General features: G+C 52.1%; 23 protein-coding genes. 13 read left to right on the top strand and 10 right to left on the bottom strand.

Annotated features, from left to right (window positions below):
- Nucleotides 1-25 precede the first annotated feature (25 nt).
- Together FCS97_RS07780 and FCS97_RS07775 are read left to right on the top strand one after the other, a co-directional pair.
- Entirely contained in the window at nucleotides 26-694 is a 669-nt protein-coding gene (locus tag FCS97_RS07780) for a response regulator transcription factor (protein WP_171035224.1), read from the top strand.
- A gap of 10 nt (nucleotides 695-704) precedes the next feature.
- On the top strand, nucleotides 705-1853 hold the full coding sequence (locus FCS97_RS07775) for a sensor histidine kinase (protein WP_171035223.1): 1149 nt from the start codon (nucleotides 705-707) through the stop codon (nucleotides 1851-1853).
- 20 nt (nucleotides 1854-1873) lie between these two features.
- Here the strand turns inward: FCS97_RS07775 and FCS97_RS07770 are convergent, their stop codons facing one another.
- From FCS97_RS07770 to argH, 3 genes are read right to left on the bottom strand one after another with little or no spacing between them, the layout of a single operon-like run.
- The gene (locus FCS97_RS07770; RefSeq protein ID WP_138517891.1) at nucleotides 1874-3322 is read right to left on the bottom strand and encodes a TRAP transporter large permease; all 1449 of its coding nucleotides are present in this window, start codon (nucleotides 3320-3322) and stop codon (nucleotides 1874-1876) included.
- The gene (locus FCS97_RS07765) at nucleotides 3313-3831 is read right to left on the bottom strand and encodes a TRAP transporter small permease subunit (RefSeq protein ID WP_138517890.1); all 519 of its coding nucleotides are present in this window, start codon (nucleotides 3829-3831) and stop codon (nucleotides 3313-3315) included. Before FCS97_RS07765 ends, FCS97_RS07770 begins: the two co-directional genes overlap by 10 nt.
- A gap of 2 nt (nucleotides 3832-3833) precedes the next feature.
- On the bottom strand, nucleotides 3834-5258 hold the full coding sequence (argH, locus tag FCS97_RS07760) for an argininosuccinate lyase (protein WP_138517889.1): 1425 nt from the start codon (nucleotides 5256-5258) through the stop codon (nucleotides 3834-3836).
- A gap of 149 nt (nucleotides 5259-5407) precedes the next feature.
- On the opposite strand from argH, the gene hemC reads away from it, so the two are divergent.
- From hemC to ppa, 4 genes are read left to right on the top strand one after another with little or no spacing between them, the layout of a single operon-like run.
- Complete coding sequence (gene hemC, locus FCS97_RS07755; protein ID WP_138517888.1) at nucleotides 5408-6340, top strand: hydroxymethylbilane synthase; 933 nt, start codon at nucleotides 5408-5410, stop codon at nucleotides 6338-6340.
- A gap of 9 nt (nucleotides 6341-6349) precedes the next feature.
- The gene (locus tag FCS97_RS07750) at nucleotides 6350-8299 is read left to right on the top strand and encodes a uroporphyrinogen-III C-methyltransferase (RefSeq protein ID WP_138517887.1); all 1950 of its coding nucleotides are present in this window, start codon (nucleotides 6350-6352) and stop codon (nucleotides 8297-8299) included.
- A complete protein-coding gene (locus FCS97_RS07745) occupies nucleotides 8296-9486 on the top strand; it encodes a heme biosynthesis HemY N-terminal domain-containing protein (protein WP_138517886.1) in 1191 nt (396 codons plus the stop codon). Before FCS97_RS07750 ends, FCS97_RS07745 begins: the two co-directional genes overlap by 4 nt.
- A gap of 50 nt (nucleotides 9487-9536) precedes the next feature.
- Nucleotides 9537-10064 (top strand): inorganic diphosphatase, encoded by a 528-nt coding sequence (gene ppa / locus FCS97_RS07740; RefSeq protein ID WP_138517885.1) that lies wholly within the window; start codon nucleotides 9537-9539, stop codon nucleotides 10062-10064.
- Between the two features lie 50 nt (nucleotides 10065-10114).
- On the opposite strand, the gene FCS97_RS07735 is transcribed toward ppa, so the two are convergent.
- Nucleotides 10115-11320 (bottom strand): GNAT family N-acetyltransferase, encoded by a 1206-nt coding sequence (locus tag FCS97_RS07735; RefSeq protein WP_246066148.1) that lies wholly within the window; start codon nucleotides 11318-11320, stop codon nucleotides 10115-10117.
- Between the two features lie 41 nt (nucleotides 11321-11361).
- On the opposite strand from FCS97_RS07735, the gene FCS97_RS07730 reads away from it, so the two are divergent.
- The 3 genes from FCS97_RS07730 (at nucleotide 11362) to fumC (ending at nucleotide 14903) form a co-directional block, all read left to right on the top strand.
- Entirely contained in the window at nucleotides 11362-13017 is a 1656-nt protein-coding gene (locus tag FCS97_RS07730) for an NAD+ synthase (protein ID WP_171035222.1), read from the top strand.
- Nucleotides 13014-13352 (top strand): P-II family nitrogen regulator, encoded by a 339-nt coding sequence (locus FCS97_RS07725; RefSeq protein WP_008252857.1) that lies wholly within the window; start codon nucleotides 13014-13016, stop codon nucleotides 13350-13352. Before FCS97_RS07730 ends, FCS97_RS07725 begins: the two co-directional genes overlap by 4 nt.
- A 105-nt stretch (nucleotides 13353-13457) precedes the next feature.
- Entirely contained in the window at nucleotides 13458-14903 is a 1446-nt protein-coding gene (fumC, locus tag FCS97_RS07720; RefSeq protein WP_138517883.1) for a class II fumarate hydratase, read from the top strand.
- Nucleotides 14904-14941: 38 nt separating this feature from the next.
- Here fumC and FCS97_RS07715 read toward each other — a convergent pair whose 3' ends face one another.
- The 3 genes from FCS97_RS07715 to trxB are packed head-to-tail and all read right to left on the bottom strand — an operon-like array spanning nucleotide 14942 to nucleotide 17523.
- Nucleotides 14942-15862, bottom strand: a complete 921-nt coding sequence (locus tag FCS97_RS07715) for an alpha/beta fold hydrolase (protein ID WP_138517882.1) — start codon at nucleotides 15860-15862, stop codon at nucleotides 14942-14944.
- Between the two features lie 26 nt (nucleotides 15863-15888).
- Nucleotides 15889-16530, bottom strand: a complete 642-nt coding sequence (locus FCS97_RS07710) for a Smr/MutS family protein (protein WP_138517881.1) — start codon at nucleotides 16528-16530, stop codon at nucleotides 15889-15891.
- Between the two features lie 27 nt (nucleotides 16531-16557).
- Nucleotides 16558-17523 carry a thioredoxin-disulfide reductase gene (gene trxB, locus FCS97_RS07705; RefSeq protein ID WP_138517880.1) on the bottom strand — a complete coding sequence of 322 codons (966 nt, stop codon included), beginning with the start codon at nucleotides 17521-17523 and terminating at the stop codon, nucleotides 16558-16560.
- Between the two features lie 108 nt (nucleotides 17524-17631).
- Between trxB and FCS97_RS07700 the strand changes: the two genes are divergently transcribed.
- The 4 genes from FCS97_RS07700 to serS all read left to right on the top strand — a co-directional run bounded on the left by FCS97_RS07700 (nucleotide 17632) and on the right by serS (nucleotide 23398).
- A complete protein-coding gene (locus FCS97_RS07700) occupies nucleotides 17632-19944 on the top strand; it encodes a DNA translocase FtsK (RefSeq protein ID WP_138517879.1) in 2313 nt (770 codons plus the stop codon).
- 97 nt (nucleotides 19945-20041) lie between these two features.
- Nucleotides 20042-20677: an outer membrane lipoprotein periplasmic chaperone LolA gene (gene lolA / locus FCS97_RS07695; protein ID WP_138517878.1), complete on the top strand. Its 636-nt coding sequence runs from the start codon at nucleotides 20042-20044 to the stop codon at nucleotides 20675-20677.
- An 89-nt stretch (nucleotides 20678-20766) separates the two neighbouring features.
- Entirely contained in the window at nucleotides 20767-22026 is a 1260-nt protein-coding gene (locus tag FCS97_RS07690) for a replication-associated recombination protein A (protein ID WP_138518217.1), read from the top strand.
- Nucleotides 22027-22108: 82 nt separating this feature from the next.
- Complete coding sequence (gene serS / locus FCS97_RS07685; protein WP_138517877.1) at nucleotides 22109-23398, top strand: serine--tRNA ligase; 1290 nt, start codon at nucleotides 22109-22111, stop codon at nucleotides 23396-23398.
- Nucleotides 23399-23406: 8 nt separating this feature from the next.
- On the opposite strand, the gene FCS97_RS07680 is transcribed toward serS, so the two are convergent.
- The 3 genes from FCS97_RS07680 to FCS97_RS07670 form a co-directional block, all read right to left on the bottom strand.
- Nucleotides 23407-24723 carry an MFS transporter gene (locus FCS97_RS07680; protein WP_138517876.1) on the bottom strand — a complete coding sequence of 439 codons (1317 nt, stop codon included), beginning with the start codon at nucleotides 24721-24723 and terminating at the stop codon, nucleotides 23407-23409.
- 80 nt (nucleotides 24724-24803) lie between these two features.
- Nucleotides 24804-25373 (bottom strand): hypothetical protein, encoded by a 570-nt coding sequence (locus tag FCS97_RS07675; RefSeq protein WP_138517875.1) that lies wholly within the window; start codon nucleotides 25371-25373, stop codon nucleotides 24804-24806.
- Nucleotides 25374-25571: 198 nt separating this feature from the next.
- Complete coding sequence (locus FCS97_RS07670; RefSeq protein ID WP_171035221.1) at nucleotides 25572-25964, bottom strand: GIY-YIG nuclease family protein; 393 nt, start codon at nucleotides 25962-25964, stop codon at nucleotides 25572-25574.
- Between the last annotated feature and the right edge of the window lie 85 nt (nucleotides 25965-26049).

The raw sequence follows: 26049 nt of genomic DNA, 5'->3' as shown, positions 1-26049 counted from the left end.
ACACTTGACTTGTATGGGACAAATTATGTCGACTCCTAATCAGCTACGCGTATTTATTATTGATGATCACCCAATTATTGCCATGGCTTTGCGCGACATCATGAATTCGCGCTACACCGATCTCGAGGTCAAGCTGTTCAGCCGAATTGGGCCTGCGCTGGAGCACAGCCGTTTTGAGCAACCAGACCTTGTGCTTCTCGACTTGGGTTTGCCCGACATGGCGCCCGAAAAAGTGCTTGAAACTGCACTCGAAACTTTTGACTATAGCCGTACGCTGGTCATTTCAGGCAATGAAGAAATTTTGGGTGACATGGCTGATGAATATCCAGAAACAGAGTTTGTCTCCAAAGGCATTACCCAAGACCGGGTGTTGAGCGTGCTTGACAGCATGGTGCTGCGCTTGCGGCGCAACAACTGGACTGACCAAATCAGTCAAAAAACGCAGCATGCAAGTGGATTTACGATTGGGCAGCGAATGGCTCGAATCACAGAGCGTCAAGTGTCTGTGTTGTATCGAATTGCAAAAGGCGAGTCCAATCATGAAATTGCCCAGAATTTGGGCTTGTCTCCCGAAACCGTGAAAACCCACGTTCGAAGTATTCTGGCTCGCCTGAATGCCCGTAACCGCCTGGAGGCAGCCATGTTGTACCGTGCATGGCAGGAACAAAAAACCGATGAGGTTTATTCCGATTAAGCCTCGCACAATGAGACAAATCAATCGCCTCAGTGCATGGGTGCAGCAGCATTATGATGCGTGTCTACTCGCTTCGCTGTGTTTGTTGCCCTTGTCTTTTCAGTTGCTGGGGCTGGACACAGGTGCTCAGGCTCAATTGGCCTATATCGCATTTATCAGCGGTTGCCTGCTCAATGCCAAGGTGTCTTGCAGGCGAGCATTTCGGGTGCCTCCCACTGAAAAACTTTGGTTTCTGGTTTTTGTTTCTGCCTTTGGTGGGTGGGTGTTGTCGCTGAACTGGCAGCACCTCAGCTTTGCCGTACTGTGTTGGGTGACTCCATTTACTTTGTTGGCGGTTTTGCTTGAAAGGCAACACCGGTACAGCATTGCCAAACAACGAATTCAAAATCGCCGAAGTCAGCAGGCGCGATGGCGAAATGCCAAGCATGGCGTTTTAAGCGAGTGGAAAGAGCGTTTGCGCTGGTTGGCGGGTGTTCAACATGACATGCGCCAACCCTTGCATGCGCTAGGCTTGCTGGTTGGTCACCCGTCGCTGGACACCTTCCAGCAACACACTGCGTCCAATCAGGTCATTCGCCAAATGACCAGCTGTCAGCGCTGGCTTCATGATTTGGCCGAAAACATGCTGGAGGCCACCAGGCTGGAGTTGGGAGAGCAACGTGAAAAACGGATCGAGAGTATTTCCAGTACCGAACTTTGCAAATCGCTTGAAGGGTGGATGGGGCAGTTGGCTGAAACCAAAGGACTGACTTTTACCGTAGATGTTGAAGAGTTCCTGATTCACACCGATACAAGGCGACTGAAGCGGGTGATGGGCAATTTGGTATTCAATGCAGTCGAACACACGCAGGAGGGCGGGGTGGCCTTTTCCTATCGACGTCATGGTGGCATTCACCGGTTCACGGTCAAAGATTCAGGCCCAGGAATTCAGGAAGATATTCTTCATGATCGAGCCTCGAAGTTTTCGACTTTTGGCAGTGACCTTCCCAAAACTGGCATTGGCTTGTATGTGGTCAAGCGCCTTTGCCAGGAAATGGAATGGAATTTGTCCATGTGCAATGTGAAAGAAGGCGGCACAGTATTCGTGCTCGAACTTGCCGATCGAATTTCAAACAAGGCTGAAGTTGTCGCGTTGAATTCGAAAAAACTGGCTCGATGAATTAGCAAGTTGCCCTGCGATTACTCGCTAAAGCTGGGTACAAAAGGTTGTTGTTCTGCAGGGTCATTCCCAGCGCCGTAATTTTGCACGGGCAGGTTCAGCTGCAATGGGCTGTCCTCGTACTTCACCTTTTCTTCCTGGCTTACCAGTTGGGGAAACGCGAAAATAAGCACCACCATGAGCAACTGCAAGGCGATAAAAGGTAATGAACCCTTGTAAATTTCGAGCGTTTTGACCACCTTGGGTGTCACGGATTTGAGGTAAAACAATGAAAAACCGAAAGGTGGGGTAAGGAAAGAGGTTTGCATGTTCATGGCAATCATGACCCCGAACCACACCAGGTCAACACCCAGTTTGTCAGCCACAGGCACAAGCAATGGAATGACGATGAAGGCAATTTCAAAGAAATCCAGAAAAAAGCCCAATACGAAAATCAATATTTGAACAGCGATCAAGAATCCAAGTTCACCGCCGGGCAAGTCGCCCATCAAATGCTCTACCCACAGGTCGCCTTCAACAGCCCTGAAAGTCAGGCCGAACACCGTAGAGCCAATCAAAATAAACAACACAAAACAAGAAAGCTTGGTTGTGGAATCGATTGATTGTTTCAGCAAATCCAGACTAAGCCGTTTCTTGGAAGCCGCAATCAACAAAGCGCCAACGGCGCCCATTGCACCGCCCTCAGTGGGCGTGGCGATACCAAGAAAAATGGTACCCAAAACCAAAAATACCAAGGCCAATGGAGGCATTAACACGAAAATAACTGCCTTCAGTATTCGCAGCGCTGAATTGCCTTGACCCAGATAACAAGCTTCTGGAGGCAAAGCGGGTAGAGCGTTTTTTTGAATTCGGGTAACTAAAAACACATATCCGATGTAGAGCAGGACCAGCAACAGCGCAGGAACAAGCGCGCCTTGGTACATGGCCCCCACTGATACCCCGAGTTGATCGGCCATGACAATCAGCACCAGCGATGGAGGCAGAATTTGCGCCAGGGTGCCCGAGGCTGCGATTACCCCAGTGGATACTGATTGGCTGTAGCCGTACTTCAACATGATGGGCAAGGAGATTAGCCCCATCGAAATTACCGAGGCAGCAACAACGCCTGTTGTCGCTGCAAGCAGGGCGCCCACCAACACCACGGCATAGGCCAAACCGCCGCGTACACGACCAAAAAGCTGACCAATTGTTTCCAGCAAGTCTTCAGCCATGCCGCTGCGCTCAAGCACCAATCCCATGAAGGTGAAAAACGGAATGGCAAGCAGTGTGTCGTTGCTCATGATTCCGAAAATTCGATCAGGCAGTGCTTGCAGCAGGGCTACATTCATCAGCCCTTGCTCGATGGCAATATAACCAAACAAAAGCCCGTTTGCAGCCAAGGCAAATGCCACGGGAAAGCCGCTGATCATGAACAGTATTAAGACTGCGAACATAAGGGGGGCCAACCACTCGACCGGGATTATTGGCATGGCGTGGTATGTCCCCTGATGACGGCAATCTTCTTGATGATTTCCGAGCACACTTGCAAGCCAAGGAGTGCGAAACCCACGACGATTAATGCCTTGGCTGGCCAGCGAATCAAACCACCGGGGTCGGCAGAGTATTCATTGATTCGAAATGATTCATAGGCAAAGTCCCAACCAGAGACAACGACAAAACCGATCAATGGCAGCGTGAAAAATAAATGCCCCACAATGTCAATCCAGGCGCGGGTAGCCTCGGTGAGGCGGCTCGCTACTACGTCGATACGCACATGGGCGTTCTGTTGCAGGGTATAGGCGGCGCCCAGCAGAAACACGGCACCAAACAAATACCACTGAATTTCAAGCAGGCCATTGCTGCTGGTATCGAACACCTTACGAACGACTGCGTTGTAGGCAGACACCAGGGTTGTGATCAAGATCAACCAACCCACGGCCAATCCCAGCCGGGTGTTCAAGCGGTCGATGCCGCGTGAAATGGCCAGTAAGCCTTTCAACTTTATAAACCCAACCGTTTGCGGGTTTCCGCTGCGGCGGCTTTGACTTGCTCTGGATTGGTTCCGCCAATGTGGTTACGCGCTTGAAGCGAGCCTTCCAGCGTAAGCACGGCGCACAACGCCTGATTCACCAAATCGTCACTGTAGCCCAACTCGGTCAATTTCAGCGCCTCTTGCAGTTGTGCCACTGTCAGGGCCTCCAGCCCGCATTGCTGGGTGTCGCAATAGCGCACGGCGCGGGCTACCGCCTCATGTGCATCGCGGAAGGGCATGCCGCGTTTTACCAAGGCATCCGCCAGATCGGTTGCAGTGGCATAGCCTTCCAGTGTGGCTGCACGCATATTGCTGGCTTTTACTTGAATGCCCTCGACCATTTCAGCAAAAATCGTGAGCGTGTCGACCACCGTATCGACTGTGTCGAACAAAGGTTCTTTGTCTTCCTGGTTGTCCTTGTTGTAGGCCAAGGGTTGCCCTTTCATCAAAGTGAGCAGTCCCATTAGATGGCCGTAAACACGGCCGGTTTTACCACGCGCAAGTTCAGGCACATCCGGGTTTTTCTTTTGCGGCATGATGGACGAACCGGTGCAGAAGCGATCGGGAAGATCGATAAACGCGTAACGCTGGCTCATCCAGATAATCAGTTCTTCAGACAGGCGCGACATGTGCATCATCAGAATGCTGCTGGCCGAGCAAAACTCAATGGCAAAGTCCCGATCGGAAACCGAGTCGAGGCTGTTGCGCGTGGGCGCGTCAAATTCAAGCAACTCTGCGGTGCGGTTGCGATTGATTGGGAATGTGGTGCCAGCCAGTGCAGCCGCGCCCAAGGGTAGCCGGTTAATTCGCTTGCGGCAGTCTTGCATGCGCTCAAGGTCGCGTTCAAACATTTCAGCATAGGCCAGCAAGTGGTGGCCAAAGGTTACAGGTTGTGCCACCTGCAAGTGGGTAAAGCCGGGCATGACAGTGTCGTGGTTGCGTTCGGCCACAGTGACCAGCGCATTGATCAGTGCCTTTAACAATCCCTGGATGCGATCCACCTCGTGGCGTAAAAACAGACGAATGTCCGTGGCCACCTGATCATTGCGAGAGCGGCCTGTGTGCAGGCGTTTGCCTGCATCGCCAACCAGTTCGGTCAGCCGGCGCTCAATATTCAGGTGCACGTCTTCAAGATCAAGTTGCCAGGTAAATTGGTCTGCCTTGATTTCATCAAGAATTTGCGACATCCCACTTTGAATCGCCTGAAGATCGGACTCGGCAATGACACCTGACTCAGCCAACATGGTGGCATGGGCCAGCGAACCTTGAATGTCGAAGTCAGCCAGCCGTTTGTCAAAAAACACGGACGCGGTGTAGCGTTTGACCAGCTCAGACATTGGTTCATTGAATCGGGCTGACCATGCTTCCTGTTTTTTGGACCATTGGTTCGACATGGGGAATCCTTTATGCACTTTGGAACAGGGCCTAATTATAAGGGGTTGCCGTGCTAGACTTTCGGCATAAACGCCTTCTCACGGCCTTGCCGTGGGGAATTGACTGAAATTTATTAACTGAAACACGACCAGCCGTGTCGCCACACTGAATGAAAATAAGAATTGCATCAAGGGAAAGTCGCTTGGCCATGTGGCAGGCTGAACATGTTCGAGACCTTTTGTTGGCCATGCCCGGGGTTTCAGGCGTTGAAATTGTAGGCATGACCACGAAAGGCGATCAAATTCTGGATCGCTCACTGGCAAAAATTGGCGGAAAAGGACTTTTTATCAAAGAGTTGGAGCACGCCTTGCTTGAGGGCCGCGCTGATTTGGCCGTTCACTCCGGCAAGGACATTCCGATGGACGTGGACCCGGAGTTTCAGCTGTTGGGCTTCATGACCCGGGAAGACCCTCACGATGCATTTGTATCCAATGACTATGCCAGCCTGGCTGATTTGCCGGCAGGAGCGGTGGTTGGCAGCTCGAGCTTGCGCAGGCAAGCTCAGGTCTTGGCTCGCTACCCACATTTGAAAGTAGAGCCACTGCGCGGCAATCTCGATACTCGCCTTGGCAAGCTGGATTCTGGGCAGTATCAAGCCATTGTGTTGGCTGCCGCGGGCTTGAAACGCTTGGGTTTGCACGCCCGAATTCGCAATGTCATTGATTCCACCGATATGTTGCCGGCTGTGGGGCAGGGCGCTTTGGGCCTGGAGATTCGAGCCGGTGATTCGCAACTGGCTGAGTTGGTAAAGCCTTTGATTGACCCAGTGTGTACCGCTTTGGTAAGTGCTGAGCGTTCAGTGTCCAAGGCCTTGGGCGGCAGTTGCCAGGTGCCAATTGCCGGATATGCCACACTGAATGATGCCCAAACCTTTACCTTGCGCGGCCTTGTGGCTAGCCCGGATGGCAAGGAAGTCATCGAAAAAAGTGCACAGGCAAGTTTGCAGGAATGGGAAACTGCTGCAAATCAGGTCATAGAAGGCCTGTTGCAAGAAGGCGCACAGACCTTGATTGAATCTGCCATACAACAATTTAAAGGATAACTCCCGGACATGACTCACACTTTGGTCGTTTGCAAACCCAAGTTGCCCGATCAGTATCTGACTCAGCGCCTAGATTTGAAGCGTCAGCTCGATCAAATGGATTCAGGGCATGTGATGTATTTCCCGGTGTTTGAATTGGTGCCCGATTTGGTGGCAATTTCAACGATTCGACCTTGGCTTGATGCCAGTGCCGCAAAACCCAAGCGCTTGATTGTGTTTGTCAGCCCCTCGGTGCTCGAGATTGCAGTAAGTAATCTGGGGCAGTGGCCGGAGGGTGTTTATTGCGGTGTCATGGGCCGGCAAAGCGCGAAGTTGGCCCTGGACCTGGGTATCCCCAAAGACAAAATTATTGCCCCCTCGGGTGAAAACGATCAGGAAAGTGAAGACTCCGATGGGCTGGCCAGGCTTGTTGCCACTCATTTTGAAACGGGTAGCTGCAGCGTTATGGTGTGCAAGGGTCCAAGGGGGCGTGTCGAGTTTCCCAGAAAACTGGAGGAAATGAAGCACGACGTGACGGTACTTGAGTGCTATGACCGCAAAGTGATACAACAAAGCGACGCGCAGTGCGAAGCCCTATTTGAGCGAACAGCCGACGCGGTGCTTTGGATTACCAGCAGTGAAACCATTGAGGTACTTGATTCGCAATTGGCACGCAAATCTGAATCACAGCTCAATGCATTGAAAGCAAAGGCCACCGTGTTGACCACACACCCCCGCATCACGGCCAAATGCAGGGAATTGGGATATGCCCATGTTGTCCAGATAGCAACAGGGATACAATCGGTGAATTCATGGCTGAAATCCAACAAGAAAAGCATGGAAAACAACAATCAAACCAACACTGCCACGCCCGTTGCCAACCCAAAACCGGTTGCCAATTCCCAGCCCTCCGGGCAATGGTTAGGCAAAGCCGCTTTTTTTATCTCGGTGGTCAGCTTCGTGCTGATTTTGCTAATTGCGTTCGCCGGAAAAAACCAGATTGAAAAAACACGCATGGCTTTCGGTGAACGGATTCAGAAAGAATCCACCACACTGGATTTGGTGAAAGAAGAAATCAGCAAATCCAGCGACCTTGCAAAAGACCTGAAAACCCGTTTTGACTTGCTGGAACTGGCGCAGAAAGAAGAGGCCAGCCAACGCGCAAGCCTGGAAGAGGTCTACAACAGCCTGTTGGCCAGTCGAACGGAAGTGTCTCTCAGCGAAGTGGAGCAGTTGATATCCATTGCCAAACGGCAGCTGTACTTGTTGGGCAACGTGAAGGGCGCGTCCATCGCTTTGTCCCAGGCCATCGATTTGCTGGAAGGCACCGAGAAGCCATCGTTGTTGAATTTGCGAACAGCATTGGAAAAAGACTTGTCCGAGATCAAGGCTTTGCCCAGTGACGATTTGTTGCGTTTGGCCATTTCTCTGGATTCGGTCGTCAATTCTGTTGAAAGTTTGCCCATGCTTTCAAGTGTGCAAGCCACGACGGACCAAACACTGGCCGAGTTGACTGAGGAAACAGCACCCCAGGCCACGTCTGAAACACAACCGCCTGCCGGCACAACTGAGCCTCAACAGCAAGGGTTTGGAAAGGCTTGGGCGTCCATAAAACAGGTCGCTCAAACTGTTTGGTACGACATTAAATCGCTGATCGAAGTGACCAAGGTAGACAGCCCCGAGGTGTTGATGTTGTCCAGTCGGCAAGAAACTGATTTGCGCAACACGCTGCGATTGTCGTTGTTGAATGCGCGCATTTCGCTTTTGTCGCGTCAGGCCTCGTTGTTAAAGTCGGATCTTGAACGATCTGGCAACTTGCTGAACACCTATTTTGATGGCAAATCCATTCAGGTTCAGCGCGCTCAAAACGTGCTCGCCGAAATTGGCGAAGTTCAACTTGACTTGGTGTTGCCAGAATTGCAGGCCACCTCTGCGGCGCTCAGGTTGGCCGTGGCGGGGCAGCAGGGGGAACGCCAATGAAGCAACTGCTTGGTTTGTTGCTGGTTGTTGTTGTGGCTGTAGCAGTCACATTGATGGCGCAGGGCAATGCGTCCAAGGTACTGATTTTTTTTGGTCAGTATCGTATCGACATGTCGCTGAACTTTGCAGTAATTGCAATTTTGCTGCTGTTCTTGGTGTTGTACGTCACCATGCGCGCGTGGCGCGCATCCAGCCAGCTTCCTGGCAAATTCAAAGAATACTGGATGAACCGCAAGCAAAACGCCTTGCTCAAGGCCAACACCCAGGGCTTGATTGCGTTGATTACTGGCGATGAACAAGGCGCCCACAAAGCCCTGAACCAAGCCAGTAAAACTGGCATTGAAACAGATTTGAGTTATTTGATCCGTGCAATGTCTGCCATTCAGGCCGACCGCTACGACATTGCTGAAGAAATCCTGAATCAGGAAAAAGCCAAAGTGGGTGAACATTCCCACGCACTCACAGTGTTGCGCGGAAAGGTGGCTTTGTCCAAGCAGGATTTCTCGGGTGCCTTGAGCATGCTGGAAGCCATGGATCCTTTGGCTGCAAAATTGCCCCAGGTTCAACGATTGCGCATGTTGGCGCTGATGGGTTTGAGCCGTTGGCAAGACGCCTTGGTGCAATACCGCGCGTGTGTTGCTGTTTCCGCACTGACCAATGGTGAAAAAAATGAGGCCCTACTGCGTATTTATGCAGGTTTGGGAGAAAACGCTGGGCAGGACGCTGCAAAAATGCAGGAAGTGTTGTCCAATGCGAAGCCTGTCGAGCTGGAAAACATGGGTGTGTTGCGCATGCTTGCCGCCGGTTTGCTGAGAAGTGGCTTGGTCACTGCTGCGCGCACCTTGCTGGAAACAGCGCTGCACCAAAACTACAACAGGGATTTGTTGCCGATTTATCACCAGGTTGCCGTTCTTGAGCCCAGGGAGGCCCTGCCAAATGTAGAACGCCTGCTGGCCCAGCAACCTGGCGACCTTCGTTTGCTGGAGCTGGCCGCTGATGTTTGCGAGAGAGAGCAGTTGTGGGGCAAGGCCATTTCCCGTTTTGAAGCGGTGTACGCAAAACAACCCTCGGCCCATGTGGCCGGTAAGCTTGAGCGTTTGTATGAGTCGGCCAATCAAGGCGAACGCGCCAAGGTTTGGCGAGAAAAACTGAACAATCACCTTCAGAACGATCGTCAGCTTGCTTAAAGCAATATTCGATACAATACGACCAAATTTTATTTTAAGGATTAATCAGCATGGGCTACGAAAGCATTTCCCCCGGTAAGGACATTCCAAACGATGTGAACGTGATCATTGAAATCGCGGCCAACTCCGACCCGGTCAAGTACGAGATTGACAAGGAAAGCGGTGCGCTGTTCGTTGATCGCTTTGTGGGCACTTCCATGCAGTACCCCTGCAACTACGGTTATGTTCCGCAAACACTGGCAGCGGATGGTGACCCCGTTGATGTACTGGTCATGACGCCTTACCCGCTGCAACCAGGTTGCGTGGTGCGTGTACGCCCAATCGGCATGTTGAAGATGACCGATGAATCGGGCGGTGATGCGAAGTTGTTGGGTGTTCCAGTCGAAAAACTGTTGCCACAGTACAAACACTATCAAAGCATTTCTGATGTGCCTCAGGAATTCCTGGCCCGCATCCAGCACTTCTTTGAACACTACAAAGACCTTGAGAAAGGCAAGTGGGTAAAAATTGAAGGATGGGGCGACATGGCGGATGTCGAAAAAGAACTGCGCGATGGCGTGGCCAATTACAAAGGCTAAGCTCGCTGTTTTTCCGCACACAAGAAAGCCAACCTGTCGGTTGGCTTTTTTTATGATTCCAGTGATGTGTTGGCCCGAAAAGCGGTGTGTTCACTTAGCTCAACTGCATAGGCCTCAAGATGGGCTTTTTCCCGGCGCAGAAAGTTTTCAATGGGCAGTTTGAACCCATTGTCGTGCACATAGTGGGCGCTCACCATGGTTTGTGGGTTCAGGCCACGCGCCATTTTGTGCTCGCCCTGTGCACCGCCTTCAAACCACTCAATGCCTTGTTCTATGGCAAATTCAATGGCTTGGTAATAGCACAATTCAAAATGAAGGCAGGGCAGGTTTTCAATGCAGCCCCAGTAGCGCCCATACAACCGTTCTTCGCTGTACAGAAAAAACGAGCTGGCCACGGGCTGGCCATGCAGGCTGGCTTGAACAAGCAATACCTGCTCACCCATGGTGGTGCAAATTTGCTTGAAAAAGTCAAAATTCAAGTACGGACTGGAGAAGTGCTCCATGTACGTACGTGAATAACATTGATAAAAAAACGCCAGCTCAGCTTCGCTGGCTTCTGCGCCCTGAATACGTTGAATCTCCAAACCTTCAATAGTGGCTTTGCGGCGTTCTGCGCGAATGTTTTTCCGCTTTTTCTGGTTGAGGCTTTCCAGAAACTCATCGAAACCATGAAATGGTTTGCCGCTAACCGGGCTTTCGTTGTGCCAGTGAAACTGCACCACATGCCGGCTACTGTTGTTCAGGCTTGTGGCCTCGCCCAACAACAATTGCTGATCTTGCTGGGTTAAAAACAAAGCGTGAAGAGTAGAAATTTGAGTGCCGAGCAGTTCTGTGTTTTCTGCTGCCTGCCATGTCAGTTGTGCCAGGCCTTGCGCAAGTGCCTTGCCCGCTTCAGGGCTTGCATGCAGTACCTTGGGCGCCAGCACTGGCGTGAACGGAATTGCACACAGCAGCTTGGGGTAATAACGCTGCCCACTGCGCTCATAAGCCTGGGCCCAGGCCCAGTCGAACACGTACTCGCCGTAAGAATGGGATTTCAAATACAGGGGCATGGCTGCCAAGAGTTCGCCAGCATCGCCATGAATGGCCAGGTGCAAGGGTGCCCAGCCGGTTTCAGCCGTGGCGCTGCCGCTGGCCTCTAAGGCCAGCAGGTACTCATGACGAAGGGCAGGATGAAGCAAGCCACCATTGCATTTGCACACAAGTGAATTCCATTCAGCTTGTGCGATCTCGCCAATGGATTGGCAAATCTGCATGCGATAATTCATAAAGGCGACAACTACTACGCAGGTACCCAGTGAGTTTATCCCGAGTCCGATTGGCCATTGCACAGTTGAACCTGACAGTGGGCGATTTAAAAGGCAATTGCGCAAAAATTCTTGAATATGCGCAGCAGGCGGCTGCCCAGGGCGTGCGAATTCTTCTCACGCCCGAGCTTTCCATCACGGGCTATCCGCCTGAAGATTTGTTGTTGCGCCCTTCATTTCAGCGTCAAACCGACAACGCATTTAACCAATTGTTACAAAACCTGGCCGAGCTTGATTTGTACGTGGTGGTTGGTCACCCGGCAAGCAGGGAAGGTGAGCTGTTCAATGCTGCGTCTGTGTTGTATCGGGGCCAAGTTGTGGGCATGTACCACAAACACGATTTGCCGAATCGGGAGGTGTTTGATGAGCAGCGCTACTTCACACCCGACAATCGCCCCCTGGTATTCGAGGTGGATGGCATTCGGTTTGGCGTGAATATTTGCGAAGACACCTGGAATCGCTACGCACCTGAAGCCGCTGCGGCAGCAGGGGCTGAGGTACTGCTGGTGCCGAATGCATCGCCCTACCACATGGGAAAACAAACCATTCGCCAATCGATGGTGGCCAAGCGTGTTCAAGAAACAGGCATGGCGATTGTGTACGCCAATATGCTGGGTGGGCAAGACGAACTGGTGTTCGACGGCGCATCATTCGCAATGGACGGCAAGCAGCATGTGGCCATGCGCCTGCCTCAGTTTCAAGAGGCTTTGGCCATGCTGGATGCAGTGGCCCGCCCCGGCGAGCCCATCGTTCTTGAGGCGCACCAACCCTGTGTACCCGAACTTGAACTGACCGCGCAGGTGTACGAAGCTCTGAAAATGGGCGTACATGATTACGTGACCAAAAACCGTTTTCCGGGCGCCATCATTGGATTGTCTGGCGGGGTAGATTCTGCATTGACGCTTGCAATTGCGGTGGATGCATTGGGCGCAGACAAGGTACGAGCGGTGATGATGCCCTCGCCATACACTGCCGATATTTCGCTCGATGACTCTCGCGACATGGTCAAGCGGCTTGGTATTCAGTACGATGAAATATCCATTCAAGACTGCATGAATGCCTTCGACTCAAGCCTTGCACCCTTGTTCAAGCGCCTGGCTGTAGACACCACCGAGGAAAACCTGCAGGCGCGAATTCGCGGCACCATGCTCATGGCCATATCCAATAAAACCGGGCGCATTGTTCTAACCACGGGCAACAAAAGTGAAATGGCCACCGGTTATTGCACCTTGTACGGCGACATGGCGGGCGGTTTTGCGGTGATCAAAGACATTTTCAAAACACTGGTGTATCAGCTGTGCGAGTACCGAAATAGTGTGTCTGAAGTAATCCCGACCCGAATCATTACACGCCCGCCATCTGCAGAATTGCGGCCAGATCAAGTGGATCAGGACAGCTTGCCACCCTACGAGGTGCTTGATGCTATTTTGGCCCGATACATGGAAAAGGATGAATCGGTTGAAAACATCATTGCAAGCGGCTTTCAGAAGGAAGACGTGTTCAAGGCTGTTAAACTGCTCCGTATCAACGAATACAAAAGAAGACAGGCGCCCGTGGGTATTCGGGTCACGCACCGAGCATTTGGTCGCGACTGGCGCTATCCAATTACATCCAAGTTCAACGATCTAGAAGGATTCCAAGAATGAAACTGGTCAGCGCAATCATCAAGCCTTTCAAACTGGACGAAGTACGTGAAGCATTGTCAGAGGTAGGTGTAACCGGCCTGACAGTGACCGAAGTGAAAGGCTTTGGGCGTCAGCGTGGTCACACCGAGTTGTACCGTGGCGCAGAATATGTGGTTGATTTTCTGCCCAAGGTAAAAATTGAACTGGTGATCGAAGACAAGTTGGTTGATCAAGCCATTGATGCGATTCAAAATGCGGCGCGCACCAACAAAATTGGCGACGGTAAAATTTTCGTCACCGATGTAGAGCGCGTTATTCGCATTCGTACCGGCGAGCAAGGCGAAGCAGCCATTTAAGAATGTGACTGGAAAAGTGGGTGAGCCAACGCTCATACAGGTTGGCTCGTGGGCCTTAAAATTCAGTGACAGATTCATTCTTCCTGCAATTGGAGACCAAGCGCCATGCACCCTCCCCATCAAAAATTATCCAATCCCGCCATCAGCGCGGACCAGCCACGCACTGTATCAGACAGCTTTGGCTCGATTAGCCTGCCTGCCGGCGTATTGTGGGGGGCACAAACCGCTCGCAGTTTGCAATTTTTTGCCATTGGTGAACAGCGTATGCCCATGGATGTCGTGCATGCGCTTGCCTTGATCAAGTGGGCAGCTGCTTGTGTCAACAGTGATTTGACAATGCAGACACCTGACATGGCACGCGCCATTGCCAAAGCCGCTGACAGGGTGGCGGCCGGGGAGTTCGATGATCATTTCCCGTTGTCCGTTTGGCAGACTGGTTCGGGCACGCAAAGCAACATGAATGTCAATGAAGTGATTGCAAACCTGGCCACTCAGGATTCCGCGCTGGGGGCCGAATCGAATCAAAAAGTTCATCCCAACGACGACGTCAATTTGGGCCAATCGTCAAACGACGTGTTCCCCACTGCCATGCACATTGCTGTCGCCCTGAAGGCGAAGTCAGCGCTAATGCCTGCGCTCGACGATTTGATCAGTGCGCTGTCTGCCAAAGCCCTTGAATTTGAGTCGATCGTCAAGATTGGTCGCACACACCTTCAAGATGCAACACCAATCACCTTGGGTCAGGAATTTGGTGGCTATGGGGCACAGTTGAGGCATTGCCAGCAAAACCTGCTTTCCACCATGCGTGCCGTGCACAAGCTGGCCATAGGCGGTACGGCAGTGGGCACCGGTCTTAATACCCACCCTGACTTCGGCAAGCAGGTGGCCAATAGATTGGCGTCAAGATTGGGAATATCGTTTACTCAAGCCGACAACCTGTTTGCAGCAATGGCGGGTCACGAAGCATTGGTGGCGTTTCACAGTGCATTGAGAATGCTGGCCATTGCGTTGACCAAAATAGCCAATGACATTCGATTGATGGGAAGTGGCCCACGCGCTGGCTTAGGTGAACTGATTCTGCCTCAAAACGAACCCGGCAGTTCCATCATGCCCGGCAAGGTCAACCCGACACAGGTGGAGGCGATGACCATGGTTTGCGCCCAGGTTATGGGGCACGATGCAGCCATCGGTTTTGCAGCGAGTCAAGGCCAGTTTGAGCTTAACGTGTACAAGCCCTTGATCGCCTTGAACACGCTCGACAGCATCCGCCTTCTGTCGGACGCCATGCGCAGCTTTACCCAGCATTGTGTCGCTGGACTGAAGGTGAATCACGCGCGGGTGAACGAGTCTATGCAAAGTTCTTTGATGTTGGTTACCGCACTTGTGCCGCACATTGGATACGACCGCGCTGCCGAGATTGCCAAACAGGCACAAGCTGATAACTGCACACTAAAACAGGCAGCCCTGGCATCCAAGGCTGTGACTGCTGAACAGTTTGATAGATGGGTCGACCCCGTGAAGATGTTGAGCGCTTCAATTCAAAACAAGTGAAGAGATCAGCCACCAACACGGCCTTCTCACCATATTTCTCAGCTCAGGTGGCCGTGAATAATTTCTGCGAAAGTGGGTGCCAGGGGTTCTGGCAAGTCATGACCCAACCCCTTGATCAAATGAAGCCTTGAATTGGGCACCAGCTTGGCGATTCGTTCCGAACAGGCCTTTTTCAATAGTGGGTCATCCAGCCCGTGAATCACGCAAGTGGGCACCTTGATTTCCCGTGTGTAGTCCTCGATTGAACCTGTGGCCACCACGCAATGGGTTTGTCTCAACACGCCCGCAGGCTTGTAGGCACGGTTATACGATTTTCTGGCACGTTCACGTAACTTCAGTGGGTCTGGCGGATAGCCGGGGCTTCCAATGGCGGTAAACACCCGTTCCACATGCGCTACCACATCATCAATTTTCTGGCTTTTGGGTTTTTTCAGGAACATGTTGTGCAACACGTTCGGCGTGGGCATGGGCAGTTTTGGGTTGTTCGTACTCGACATCAAGGTAACCAATCTGCCAATTTTCTCGGGTGCCTTGGCAGCCACAATTTGGGAAATCATCCCGCCCATCGAGATGCCCAGAAGGTGCGGGCGCTTCAGGCCCAGTGATTCAATCAATCCAATGGCATCATTGGCCATTGTGTCTAGCTTGTAATTGGTGGGGGTTTTCAGGCCCAGTTTGTTGCGAATGAATGTGGCTGGCACATTCACTTTCATGCTGGTGGGGTGTTGGTCTGTTAAGCCGATATCACGGTTGTCGAAGCGAACTAGCCGATAGCCTCGCTGTAGCAAGGGTGCACAAAATTCATCATTCCACATGGTCAGCTGGCAACCAAGGCCCGCGACCATGAAAATGGTTTCGCCATCCGCAGGGCCTGCACTTTCCCAGGCCATATTCAGCCCTGTAGTACTGGATTTGGCAAAACCTTGTTGCCATTCAATCGGGTTGCTGGCGGCTTTCATGTGTGCAGTCTCCGTAGTGTGTCTTGTTATTGTCGGGCTTTGAGTATGACCAGCAGGGCGCCTGCGCCACCATCACGGGGCGGGGCCTGACAAAAAGCCAGTACTTCATCTTTTTGTACCAACCAGCGTTTTACTTTCTCTTTCAGCACAGGTTCTTTGCCAATTGAACCCAAGCCCTTGCCGTGGATGATTCTGACACAACGAATGTCATGTTTTACGCTGGAGCGCAAAAATTCACCCACCGCAGTGCGTGCTTCATCGGATCGCAAACCGTGCAAATCGATTTGGGCCTGAATAACCCATTGCCCCTTCCGAAGTTTTTTCAAGGCCTCTACGCCAACACCATTACGGCGATAGGACAGCTTGTCGTCAGTTTCCAAAAACCGCTCAACATCCATTTCATCGGAAATGCTCTCCCAAAGCACGGCCTCATCATCCAGCTCGCGTTGCCGGGCGATGGGAGCTGGTTTTTCCAGTTCGTGAATTTTCAGATTGGTTTCGGGTAGTGGGGTGACGTCGCGAACCAGCTTTTTGAACAAGTTGGCTTCATCTTGCAGTTTTTTTGCCTCTGCGGCCTTTATTTTTTCCTGCCGCTCGGCTTCCAGGCGCTGCTCTTTGAGCGAGCGCCTGACACCTTCAAGGTCGGCCATGGAAGTCAGCTTTTTCAATCCATTTCTACCGCAAAAACGGAGGGATCAGCCTTCCTGGGATTCCAGCCAGCGCTGTGCATCCAGTGCAGCCATACATCCTGTGCCTGCGCTGGTAATGGCTTGGCGGTACACATGGTCTTGTACGTCGCCAGCAGCAAAAACGCCTTCAATGCTGGTCATGGTGGCCAGGCCGTTCAAACCGCTGCGGGTGGTGATGTACCCGTTTTTCATTTCGATCTGCCCTTCAAAAATATCGGTATTGGGCTTGTGACCAATTGCGATGAATACGCCCTGAAGGGCAAGGTCCTGTGTTTCACCGGTTTTGGTTGATTTAATGCGTGCACCATTTACACCCATTTCATTGCCCAACACTTCGTCGAGGGTGTAATCGGTTTTCAGCTCGATTTTGCCTTCCTTCACCTTGTCCATCATCTTGTCGATCAGAATGGCTTCGGCTTTGAACTTGTCGCGTCGGTGAATCACGGTCACCTTCTTGGCAATGTTGCTCAGGTACAGCGCTTCTTCAACGGCAGTGTTGCCACCACCGACCACACACACCTCTTGGTTGCGGTAGAAAAAACCATCGCAAGTGGCGCAGGCTGAAACGCCTTTTCCGGCAAATTCTTCCTCAGAAGGCAGGCCCAGGTACATGGCACTGGCGCCGGTTGCAAGAATAAGTGCATCGCAGGTGTACACGCCCGAGTCACCTTTTAGCGTGAATGGACGTTGTTGCAATTCAACTGTGTGAATGTGATCGAAAATGATTTCAGTGTTGAATCGCTCTGCGTGGGCCAGAAACCGGCTCATCAGGTCGGGGCCTTGCACGCCTTCGGCATCGGCGGGCCAGTTGTCCACGTCGGTGGTGGTCATTAATTGGCCGCCCTGGGCCATGCCGGTAATCAAAACAGGGTTCAAATTGGCCCGGGCAGCGTACACTGCAGCAGTGTACCCGGCGGGGCCAGAGCCCAAAATCAGTACTTTGGCGTGGCGTGGCGTGTTAGAACTGGTCATTGCTACCTCTTTTGTGCTTCAAATGGTGTCTGTTCAAGATATTTGGCTCGAACTTTGTCAGAATACAGACTTCAATTATATGCTGCATTGCGGGCTACTCTTATTACAGTGAATTCCAGGACCACACAAAATACAGGCACCCTTCGGATCAGCAAGTTGTTGCTGGAAATCCGCTGGTTGTGTCTGCTTGTCTTTTCCATCTACCTGTTTCTGATTCTGGTGTCGCACAGCAGCAGCGACGACAGCTTCTCTCATGAGTCGGGCAGCAGTGTCGTCAGCAACTTCGGTGGCGCTGTGGGTGCCCATTTGTCCGACCTGCTGTTTTTTATCGCAGGTTATTCGGCTTACGCACTGTTGGGATTGTCGTTTTTCATGCTGTGGCGCGCCCGGAAAATGGTCGACGCCATTGAGCTTCCGGGTTTCAGTGAGCCTTTGCCAAAATGGATTGCCTGGGTAAGGCCGATTGGGTTCATCGTGTTGTGGGTCGGCTTTATGGGCCTTGAGTCCCTGTCGATTTTCAAGGGTGAAAACCTGCCCGCCGGGGCTGGTGGGGTGGTTGGGCAAACCATTGCAGGTATTTTTCAACAACTGCTTGGCTTGTCAGGCGCGGTCATGTTGCTGCTGCTGTGCACGGCAGCTGGCCTGAGCGGCCTGCTGGGCTTGAGTTGGGCCGTGATGGCGGAAAGGGTTGGCGGCTTTCTGGAAGGCTTGGTGTTTAAAACCAAAGAACTGATTACCGCCTATTTCGACCGCAAGGAGGGCAAGAAGGTTGCCTTGGCCCGCGTTGAGAAAGTGGAGCAGAAACGCGAGAAATTTGAAGAACACAAGCCCATTCGGATCGAGCCTCTGGCTGTGGCAGCCGAACCCTCGGTACAGGCCATCAAAGAAAAGCAGCAACCCTTGTTTGCGGAGCTGACAGAGACCGAACTACCGCCACTGGGCCTGCTTGATGATGCGCCTGCGGCCATTGAAACCGTGTCCGCAGACACGCTGGAATACACCTCTCGACTAATCGAGAAAAAACTCAGCGACTTTGGAGTGCAGGTGCAGGTGATGGCAGCCCAGCCCGGTCCCGTCATTACCCGCTTTGAAGTGGAGCCTGCTGCCGGTGTGAAAGGCTCGCAAGTGGTGAATTTGGCCAAAGACCTGGCGCGCGCACTGAGTTTGGTGTCCATCCGCGTGGTGGAAACCATTTACGGCAAAAACCTGATGGGGCTGGAACTACCCAACCCGCGCAGACAGGTTGTAAAGCTGACGGAAATTCTGGGTTCGCAGGTGTACAGCACCAACAAATCGCCAGTCACCATGGCTTTGGGCAAAGACATTGCAGGCAAACCGGTGGTGGCTGACTTGGCTAAAATGCCGCACCTGCTGGTGGCGGGTACCACTGGTTCGGGTAAATCGGTGGGTATTAACGCCATGATTTTGTCGCTGCTGTACAAAAGCGGCGCAGAAGACGTACGTTTAATCCTGATCGACCCGAAAATGCTTGAAATGAGCGTTTACGAAGGCATTCCACACTTGCTGTGCCCTGTGGTCACAGATATGCGCCAAGCCGCCAACGCCTTGAACTGGGCTGTGGGCGAAATGGAAAAACGTTACCGCTTGATGAGCAAAATGGGTGTGCGTAACCTGGCGGGTTACAACGCAAAAATTGCAGAAGCCAAGAAAAGCGGCAACAGCATTCCCAACCCTTTCAGCCTGACGCCCGATGCGCCAGAGCCTTTGGACACTTTGCCGATGTTGGTGATCGTGATCGACGAGCTCGCTGACTTGATGATGGTGGTGGGCAAAAAAATTGAAGAGCTGATTGCGCGATTGGCTCAAAAAGCCCGAGCGGCGGGTATCCACCTGATTTTGGCCACTCAAAGGCCTTCGGTGGATGTTATTACTGGCTTGATCAAGGCCAACATTCCAACCCGAATCGCGTTTCAGGTTTCATCGAAAATCGACTCCCGCACAATTCTGGACCAAATGGGCGCTGAAGCGCTTTTGGGCCAAGGTGACATGTTGTACCTGCCGCCTGGTTCTGGCGTGCCACAGCGCGTGCACGGTGCCTTTGTATCAGATGAAGAAGTGCACCGCGTCGTTGAATACCTGAAAGAGAAGGGCGGTGAGCCCAACTACATTGAAGGCATTCTGGAGGGAGGCACCGCGGAAGAAGGCGGCAATGCCAGCATGGACGCCACTGCGGGCAGTTTCGATGGCGAAAAAGATGCCCTGTACGACCAAGCTGTTGGCATTGTGCTGAAGCACCGCAGGGCATCCATTTCATTTGTGCAGCGCCATTTGCGCATTGGTTACAACCGTGCAGCGCGTTTGCTCGAGAGCATGGAGCAGGCCGGTTTGGTCTCGGCCATGCAATCCAACGGCAACCGGGAAATTCTGGCGCGCGCCGAAGCCGGCCAGGATGACGAGTAGTTTTTCCCAGCCATCCATTAAGTTCAGTAAAGTCTGTTTACCCTGGCTGGCAACATGCGTTATTCAGGGTAGTGCACTTTATAGGAAGTAGAAGTTCATGCGAATTCAACAATTCTTGTTTCGATCATTGTTGGCAACCGCTTTGAGTGCAGGCGCAATTGGGTCGGCTTGGGCCTCAGCCCAGGAAGCATTGAACAACTTTGTCAAGAACCGTGCTTTCGCCGAGGGCCAGTTTTCGCAAGTGGTCATCTCACCCAGTGGCGCTGTGAAGCAACGCGGCACCGGAGAGTTCACATTCTCGCGGCCCGGTAAGTTTCGCTGGGAAATCAAAAAGCCTTATCCGCTGCTGTTGCTGTCCAACGGCAACACCGTGGTGTCCTACGACGAAGACATGGGACACGCCACGCAAAAACCGATTGGCAATGCCATGGATTCAACACCTGTCGCCTTGCTGTTTGGCAGCAAAGACGTCGACAAACTGTTTAATCTGAAAGACGAGGGCATGAAAGACGGCAAAGAATGGCTCGTTATTCGCCCCAAAGAAAAGGACAGCCTGTTTGACTATGCCCGCATCGGCTGGAAAGATGGTTTGCCAGTGAATCTGGAAATTCATGATGCCTTGGGCCAGGTTACCCAACTGGAGTTGACCAATTGGGACTTTGCCAAGCAAAGACCGGCCAGTTATTTTGATTTCAAAGCCCCCGCTGGTGTAGACCTGATCAAAACGCAATGACTTCAGACCTGTTTGGCGACAGCACCGACAATGCGCCCGCGCCAGCGAATCAAAGCGCTGCTGCGGGTTCTGTGCCACTGGCCGAACGGATGCGCCCGCTCAGTTTGAGCGAGGTGGTCGGGCAAACGCACCTGCTAGGCCAGGGAAAACCGCTCACCCTGCTGTTTGAGCAGCAACACGTGCATTCTCTAATTTTGTGGGGTCCACCCGGTGTGGGCAAAACCACATTGGCACGCCTGTTGGCAGGCGCGGCCAAGGCGAAATTTATCGCCCTGTCTGCTGTGCTTTCCGGCGTCAAGGAAATTCGCGCGGCGATTGACCAGGCCAGTGAGTATGCGCGCACTGGCAAATCCACCATATTGTTCATTGACGAAATTCACCGCTTTAACAAATCGCAGCAAGACGCATTATTGCCATTTGTAGAATCTGGATTGGTCACTTTCATCGGTGCCACCACTGAAAACCCCTCATTTGAGGTTAATTCAGCCTTGCTGTCGCGTTCACAAGTGTATGTGCTTAACAGCTTGAACGCCGATGATTTCAAACAGCTGTTGCAGCGTGCACAGGCCGAATTGGGCACCCGCATTGATGTGGAAAGCGATGCTTTTGACGCACTGTGCGCCTACGCCGATGGAGACGCACGCCGCTTCTTGAATTTGGTGGAAATAACACTGCTTCAAATCAAAGCGCAGGGCCAGAGCAGTTTGAGTTTGCCCGCGTTGAAACAAATTGCCCCCTCGCAAATTCGCCGCTTCGACAAAGGGGGTGATGCGTTTTACGATCAAATTTCTGCCCTGCACAAGTCGGTTCGCGGATCTGATCCCGATGCAGCGCTGTACTGGTTTTGCCGCATGCTCGATGGCGGGGCAGACCCGCGCTACATGGCCCGCCGCATTGTGCGCATGGCCTGGGAAGACATTGGCCTGGCTGATCCGCGTGCCTTCACCATTGCCAATGAAGCAGCCCAAACCTACGAACGCTTGGGTAGTCCCGAAGGCGAACTGGCTTTGGCCCAGTGTGTGCTGTACCTCGCCATTGCCGCAAAAAGCAATGCATGTTACAACGCCTACAAACAAGCCATGGCGCATGTGAAGCAGAGCAGTTCCATGCCCGTGCCCATGCACCTGCGCAATGCACCCACGAAGTTAATGAAGGAACTGGGACATGGCAGCGGTTATCGTTATGCGCATGACGAAGAAGCCGGGCATGCTGCAGGCGAAAGTTATTGGCCAGAAGGCATGCAGGCACCCCAGTTTTATCAGCCCACAGATCGCGGACTGGAAGGTAAAATTGCAGAAAAGCTGAACTGGCTTGCCGAGCGCAATGCCGAAGCCCGTCAAAAAAAGTAAGAAGCGCCCATCTTCAGCCTCATCAGGCTTGAAGTTTTAGTACCATCACCGCTATTCGCACCAACGCATTTCGGAAATTTTCATGCTAGACATTCAATTGCTTCGTAAAGACCTGACCAATGTGGCCGAACGGCTGGCCCAACGCGGCTACAGTCTCGACGTTGAACAATTCAACACACTGGAAGGCAAACGCAAGCAACTTCAAACCAGCACCGAGGAATTGCAGGCCAGGCGAAACAGCATGTCCAAGCAAATTGGCCAGCTAAAGGCCAAGGGTGAGGATGTGTCGGCCGTGATGGCCGAAGTGGCCGGCCTGGGCGATGAGCTGAAGCGCAATGAGACCGATTTGGCCGCCTTGCAAGATGAAGTCAATTCCTTTTTGTTGAATATTCCGAATTTGCCGCATGAATCCGTGCCCGAGGGCAAATCCGAGGACGACAACGTTGAATTGCGACGCTGGGGCACGCCTTCCAAGTTTGATTTCGACGTGAAAGACCATGTGGACTTGGGCGAGAAGCTTGGGCTTGATTTCGAGACTGCTGCCAATTTGTCCGGTTCTCGTTTCGCCGTGCTGAAGGGGCAAATTGCCAAGCTGCACCGCGCTTTGGCGCAGTTCATGCTCGACACCCACACCGAGCAGCACGGCTACACCGAACACTACACGCCCTACATTGTGCGTGGTGAAACCCTGAAGGGTACAGGCCAGCTGCCCAAATTTGCAGATGATCTTTTTTCGGTGAAAAAGGGTGGAGAAGAGGGCACATCGGAACCTTTGTACTTGATCCCAACTGCCGAGGTCACCTTGACCAACCTGGTGGCTGATCAAATTCTGAAAGCCGCTGACTTGCCCATCAAAATGACGGCGCATTCACCCTGTTTCCGTTCCGAGGCGGGCAGCTATGGCCGTGACACACGCGGATTGATTCGTCAGCACCAATTCGACAAAGTAGAAATGGTGCGCATTGAAAACCCTGAAAACTCCTATTCCGCACTCGATGAAATGACCCAACATGCAGAGAACATTCTGCAAAAACTGGGCTTGCCTTATCGGGTTATTGTGCTTTGCACTGGCGACATGGGCTTCGGGTCCACTCGCACCCACGACATTGAGGTGTGGTTGCCTGCGCAGAACACCTACCGTGAAATTTCCTCTTGCTCCAACTGCGAAAGTTTTCAGGCACGCCGCATGAAGGCACGCTTCAAAAACGACGCTGGTAAAACCGAATTTGTACACACCTTGAATGGTTCTGGCTTGGCGGTAGGGCGTACGCTGGTGGCAGTGCTGGAGAATTATCAACAAGCCGACGGTTCGGTGAAAGTGCCTGAAGTTCTTCAGCCCTACATGGGCGGTAAAACAGTATTGAAACCATGATTAAGGGTTCAAGCCCGCTGGGCGGGCAATAACATTGGGCTTAGTACGCATGCCAATGCCGAAAGTCCGCTAAAGGCCCACAACATGGCGTGCGTGTTTTGCCCCGCCACCAAACTGACCACGGCGCCTACAATCAAAATAAGGAATCCGATCGCTGTGTTGCTAACTGCAACATAGGCCGATCGGTTTTCTGCGGTGGCCATGTCTACCAGCAGGGTTTTACGACCCAAACGCACCCCCGCCAGGCACACCGAAGCCGTGAAATAGGCAGTCACAAACAGCACCAAAGCGTTGATATCCGCCTCAATCTGTAGAATGAGCAGCACAGCAACACCCGCCGAGGCATTGATGCCACTTGCAATTGCCATCAGGCTACGGCTTGAATAATCAGCCAAACGCCCCCACAGGTAACCCGACACCGTATTGGCCAAGCCAGAAACAATTAAAAACAGACCAATCAACGCGGCATTGCCCAAGGCATTCTGGGCAAGAATGATCAGCATGGGTGCGCCCAGTGACACACTCAACAACAGGGTGCGAACGATCACGAAATTGCGAAAAGGTTTGTCATCTTTCAGCAAACGAAGGGATTTCAATGCTTCAATGCCGGCATTACCGCCGCCTTCTGTGGCGCCTGGTTCTTCTCGAATGGCCCAAATTGCGCCGGATGCGACAATCCAGCACAGCCCGGCAATTGCAAAAAGGGCTGCCAGTATTAGTTCGTTGCTCTTTATCTGGTTGTAGAAACCAAGGTTGAGTCCCAAAAGCAGGGTAAATATGCCTGAAACGCTGGTGGCCAGCCCCATGAGCGTGCCTCGCCGCGACTTTGAGACAGTTTTTCCCAGCACATCCTTGGCAGCAACTGAGCACACACCTCGCGCAAAACTGAACACCAACAGGGCGCAAAAGACCAGCCAGCTCGCATTTTCTGCCGACAAATCGATGATTAACGCAAAGCCGCATACCCACAGGGCAAAACCACTGAGCAATCCACCAAACATCCACACATACTTTCGCAGCGCTTTGGCTCTGATTTTGGCTGCAATAAACAGCTGCGGCAGCAACACACCCGATTCCCGAATGGGCACAGCCAAAGACACCAGCAGCATGGGTGCGCCCAACAGGCCGAGCACCCAAGGGAACACCAGGCGTGCACTGGCTATTTCATCGGCCAACTTGGTGAAAAAATTGCTGAGCAGGTGCAGAAAAAAATTAACAGGTTGGTGTTTGCAAGATTCGTCAGGAATATCTTTGCAAACTCGTGCATCTTCATCGCCCGTAATCAGGTCGTACAGGGCTGTGGTGGTGGATTTGGTTTTTTGCATGGCGATACTTTAGCAATTAAAAAGGCACCCGAAGGTGCCTTTTTCAATAACTGCTTGACGAGATTCGCTGAGCGAACTGCTTATTGCGCACCAACAGTAGCCTTGATGGCTGCGATGAACTTTTCACTCTGCGCAATATTGCTGACTGTGGCTTCAAGCCCATGGCGGGCAGAAGCAAGGCGGATAAACCGCTCCATGCGCCGAGTTTCATGCTTGTTCCAACGCACGGTGAATGAAACAACCCGATTGTTGTCAATCCAGACGTTGCTGGGCTTGAGAAACATGAAATCGCCCAGGGCGACTTTGGGCAGCCCAATTTGGCCACTTGCGTCTACGCCGGTGAATTGAACCAACAACGGCGTGCCGTTTTGAAGCCAACTGTTGTTCTCTATGGCATCGCAGAAAATAGAGCAGGTGGACCAAGTCAGACCACTGTACCGGACCATGAACGCCAACCGGGATTCTTCAAAATTGTCTGTGACATCTGAACCCACTGCAGCAAGATCTTCAGGTTTTACTTTAAGTGCCAAAAGTTCTTGTTCGAGCGTGCTGTAGGCAATACTTGAGCGAATTTGATCCGGAATAGGCTTTACCTGTAACCAGTGAAACAGGCAATAAGACCGAGTCAAACGCTCTGCAATCGAACTCATGGTGAACTCCTGAAAAACATGCTGCAACGCTATTGGTACTGGGCTCGGGGTTTTTCAGATTCACACCGAGGCTCTAACCAAATTCCCTTGACCCAACCATCAAAAGCAATGCTACTTGGTGGGTGAGATGCAAGGAAAGGTTCAATTATTGTTAACGCTGAACCTGCAAATTGGAATACCTGTTTTTCAAAAAAATCCTTAAGCCGCCTTTTCCTGGTCTTTCTGCGATTCTTTTACTGTTTTATTTGTATATTCAGCCAAAAACTGGGGTAACAAATTGTCCCAGTCGGGGTTCAATGATTCGATCAACAAAAGGCGCATGTCTCTGGGCCAATTTCTGACCCGGCGTAGGCGCGCTACAAATTTGTCATGGTCGGACCACACTTCAAAATAAACAAGGCGATCAAGTCGATGGTAATGCGCATAATCCCGGCGCAGCCCCTGAAGATGTTCTTCCATCCGGGTAACCAGGCAGTTTGTGTCACCAAGATAGAGGGGGCCATTTGGCTTGCTATTGGACAAAATATACAGCCAGTATTTGTCTTGTTTTCTAGCGGTGTCGTTCAAGCTACTGTCCAGATTTTTGCTCAATTCATCCTCCGCACAATTCAGTTATAGGGGTAATAAATAAGATGTAAGCACATTACTTATCGATTGTATGTGTATTGCTAATTTT

This window comes from Limnobacter alexandrii (assembly GCF_005871185.1).
GTDB classification, from domain to species: Bacteria; Pseudomonadota; Gammaproteobacteria; order Burkholderiales; family Burkholderiaceae_B; genus Limnobacter; species Limnobacter alexandrii.
Note: the sequence above shows the minus strand (reverse complement) of the source record. Positions and strands in the feature narration are given on the sequence as shown.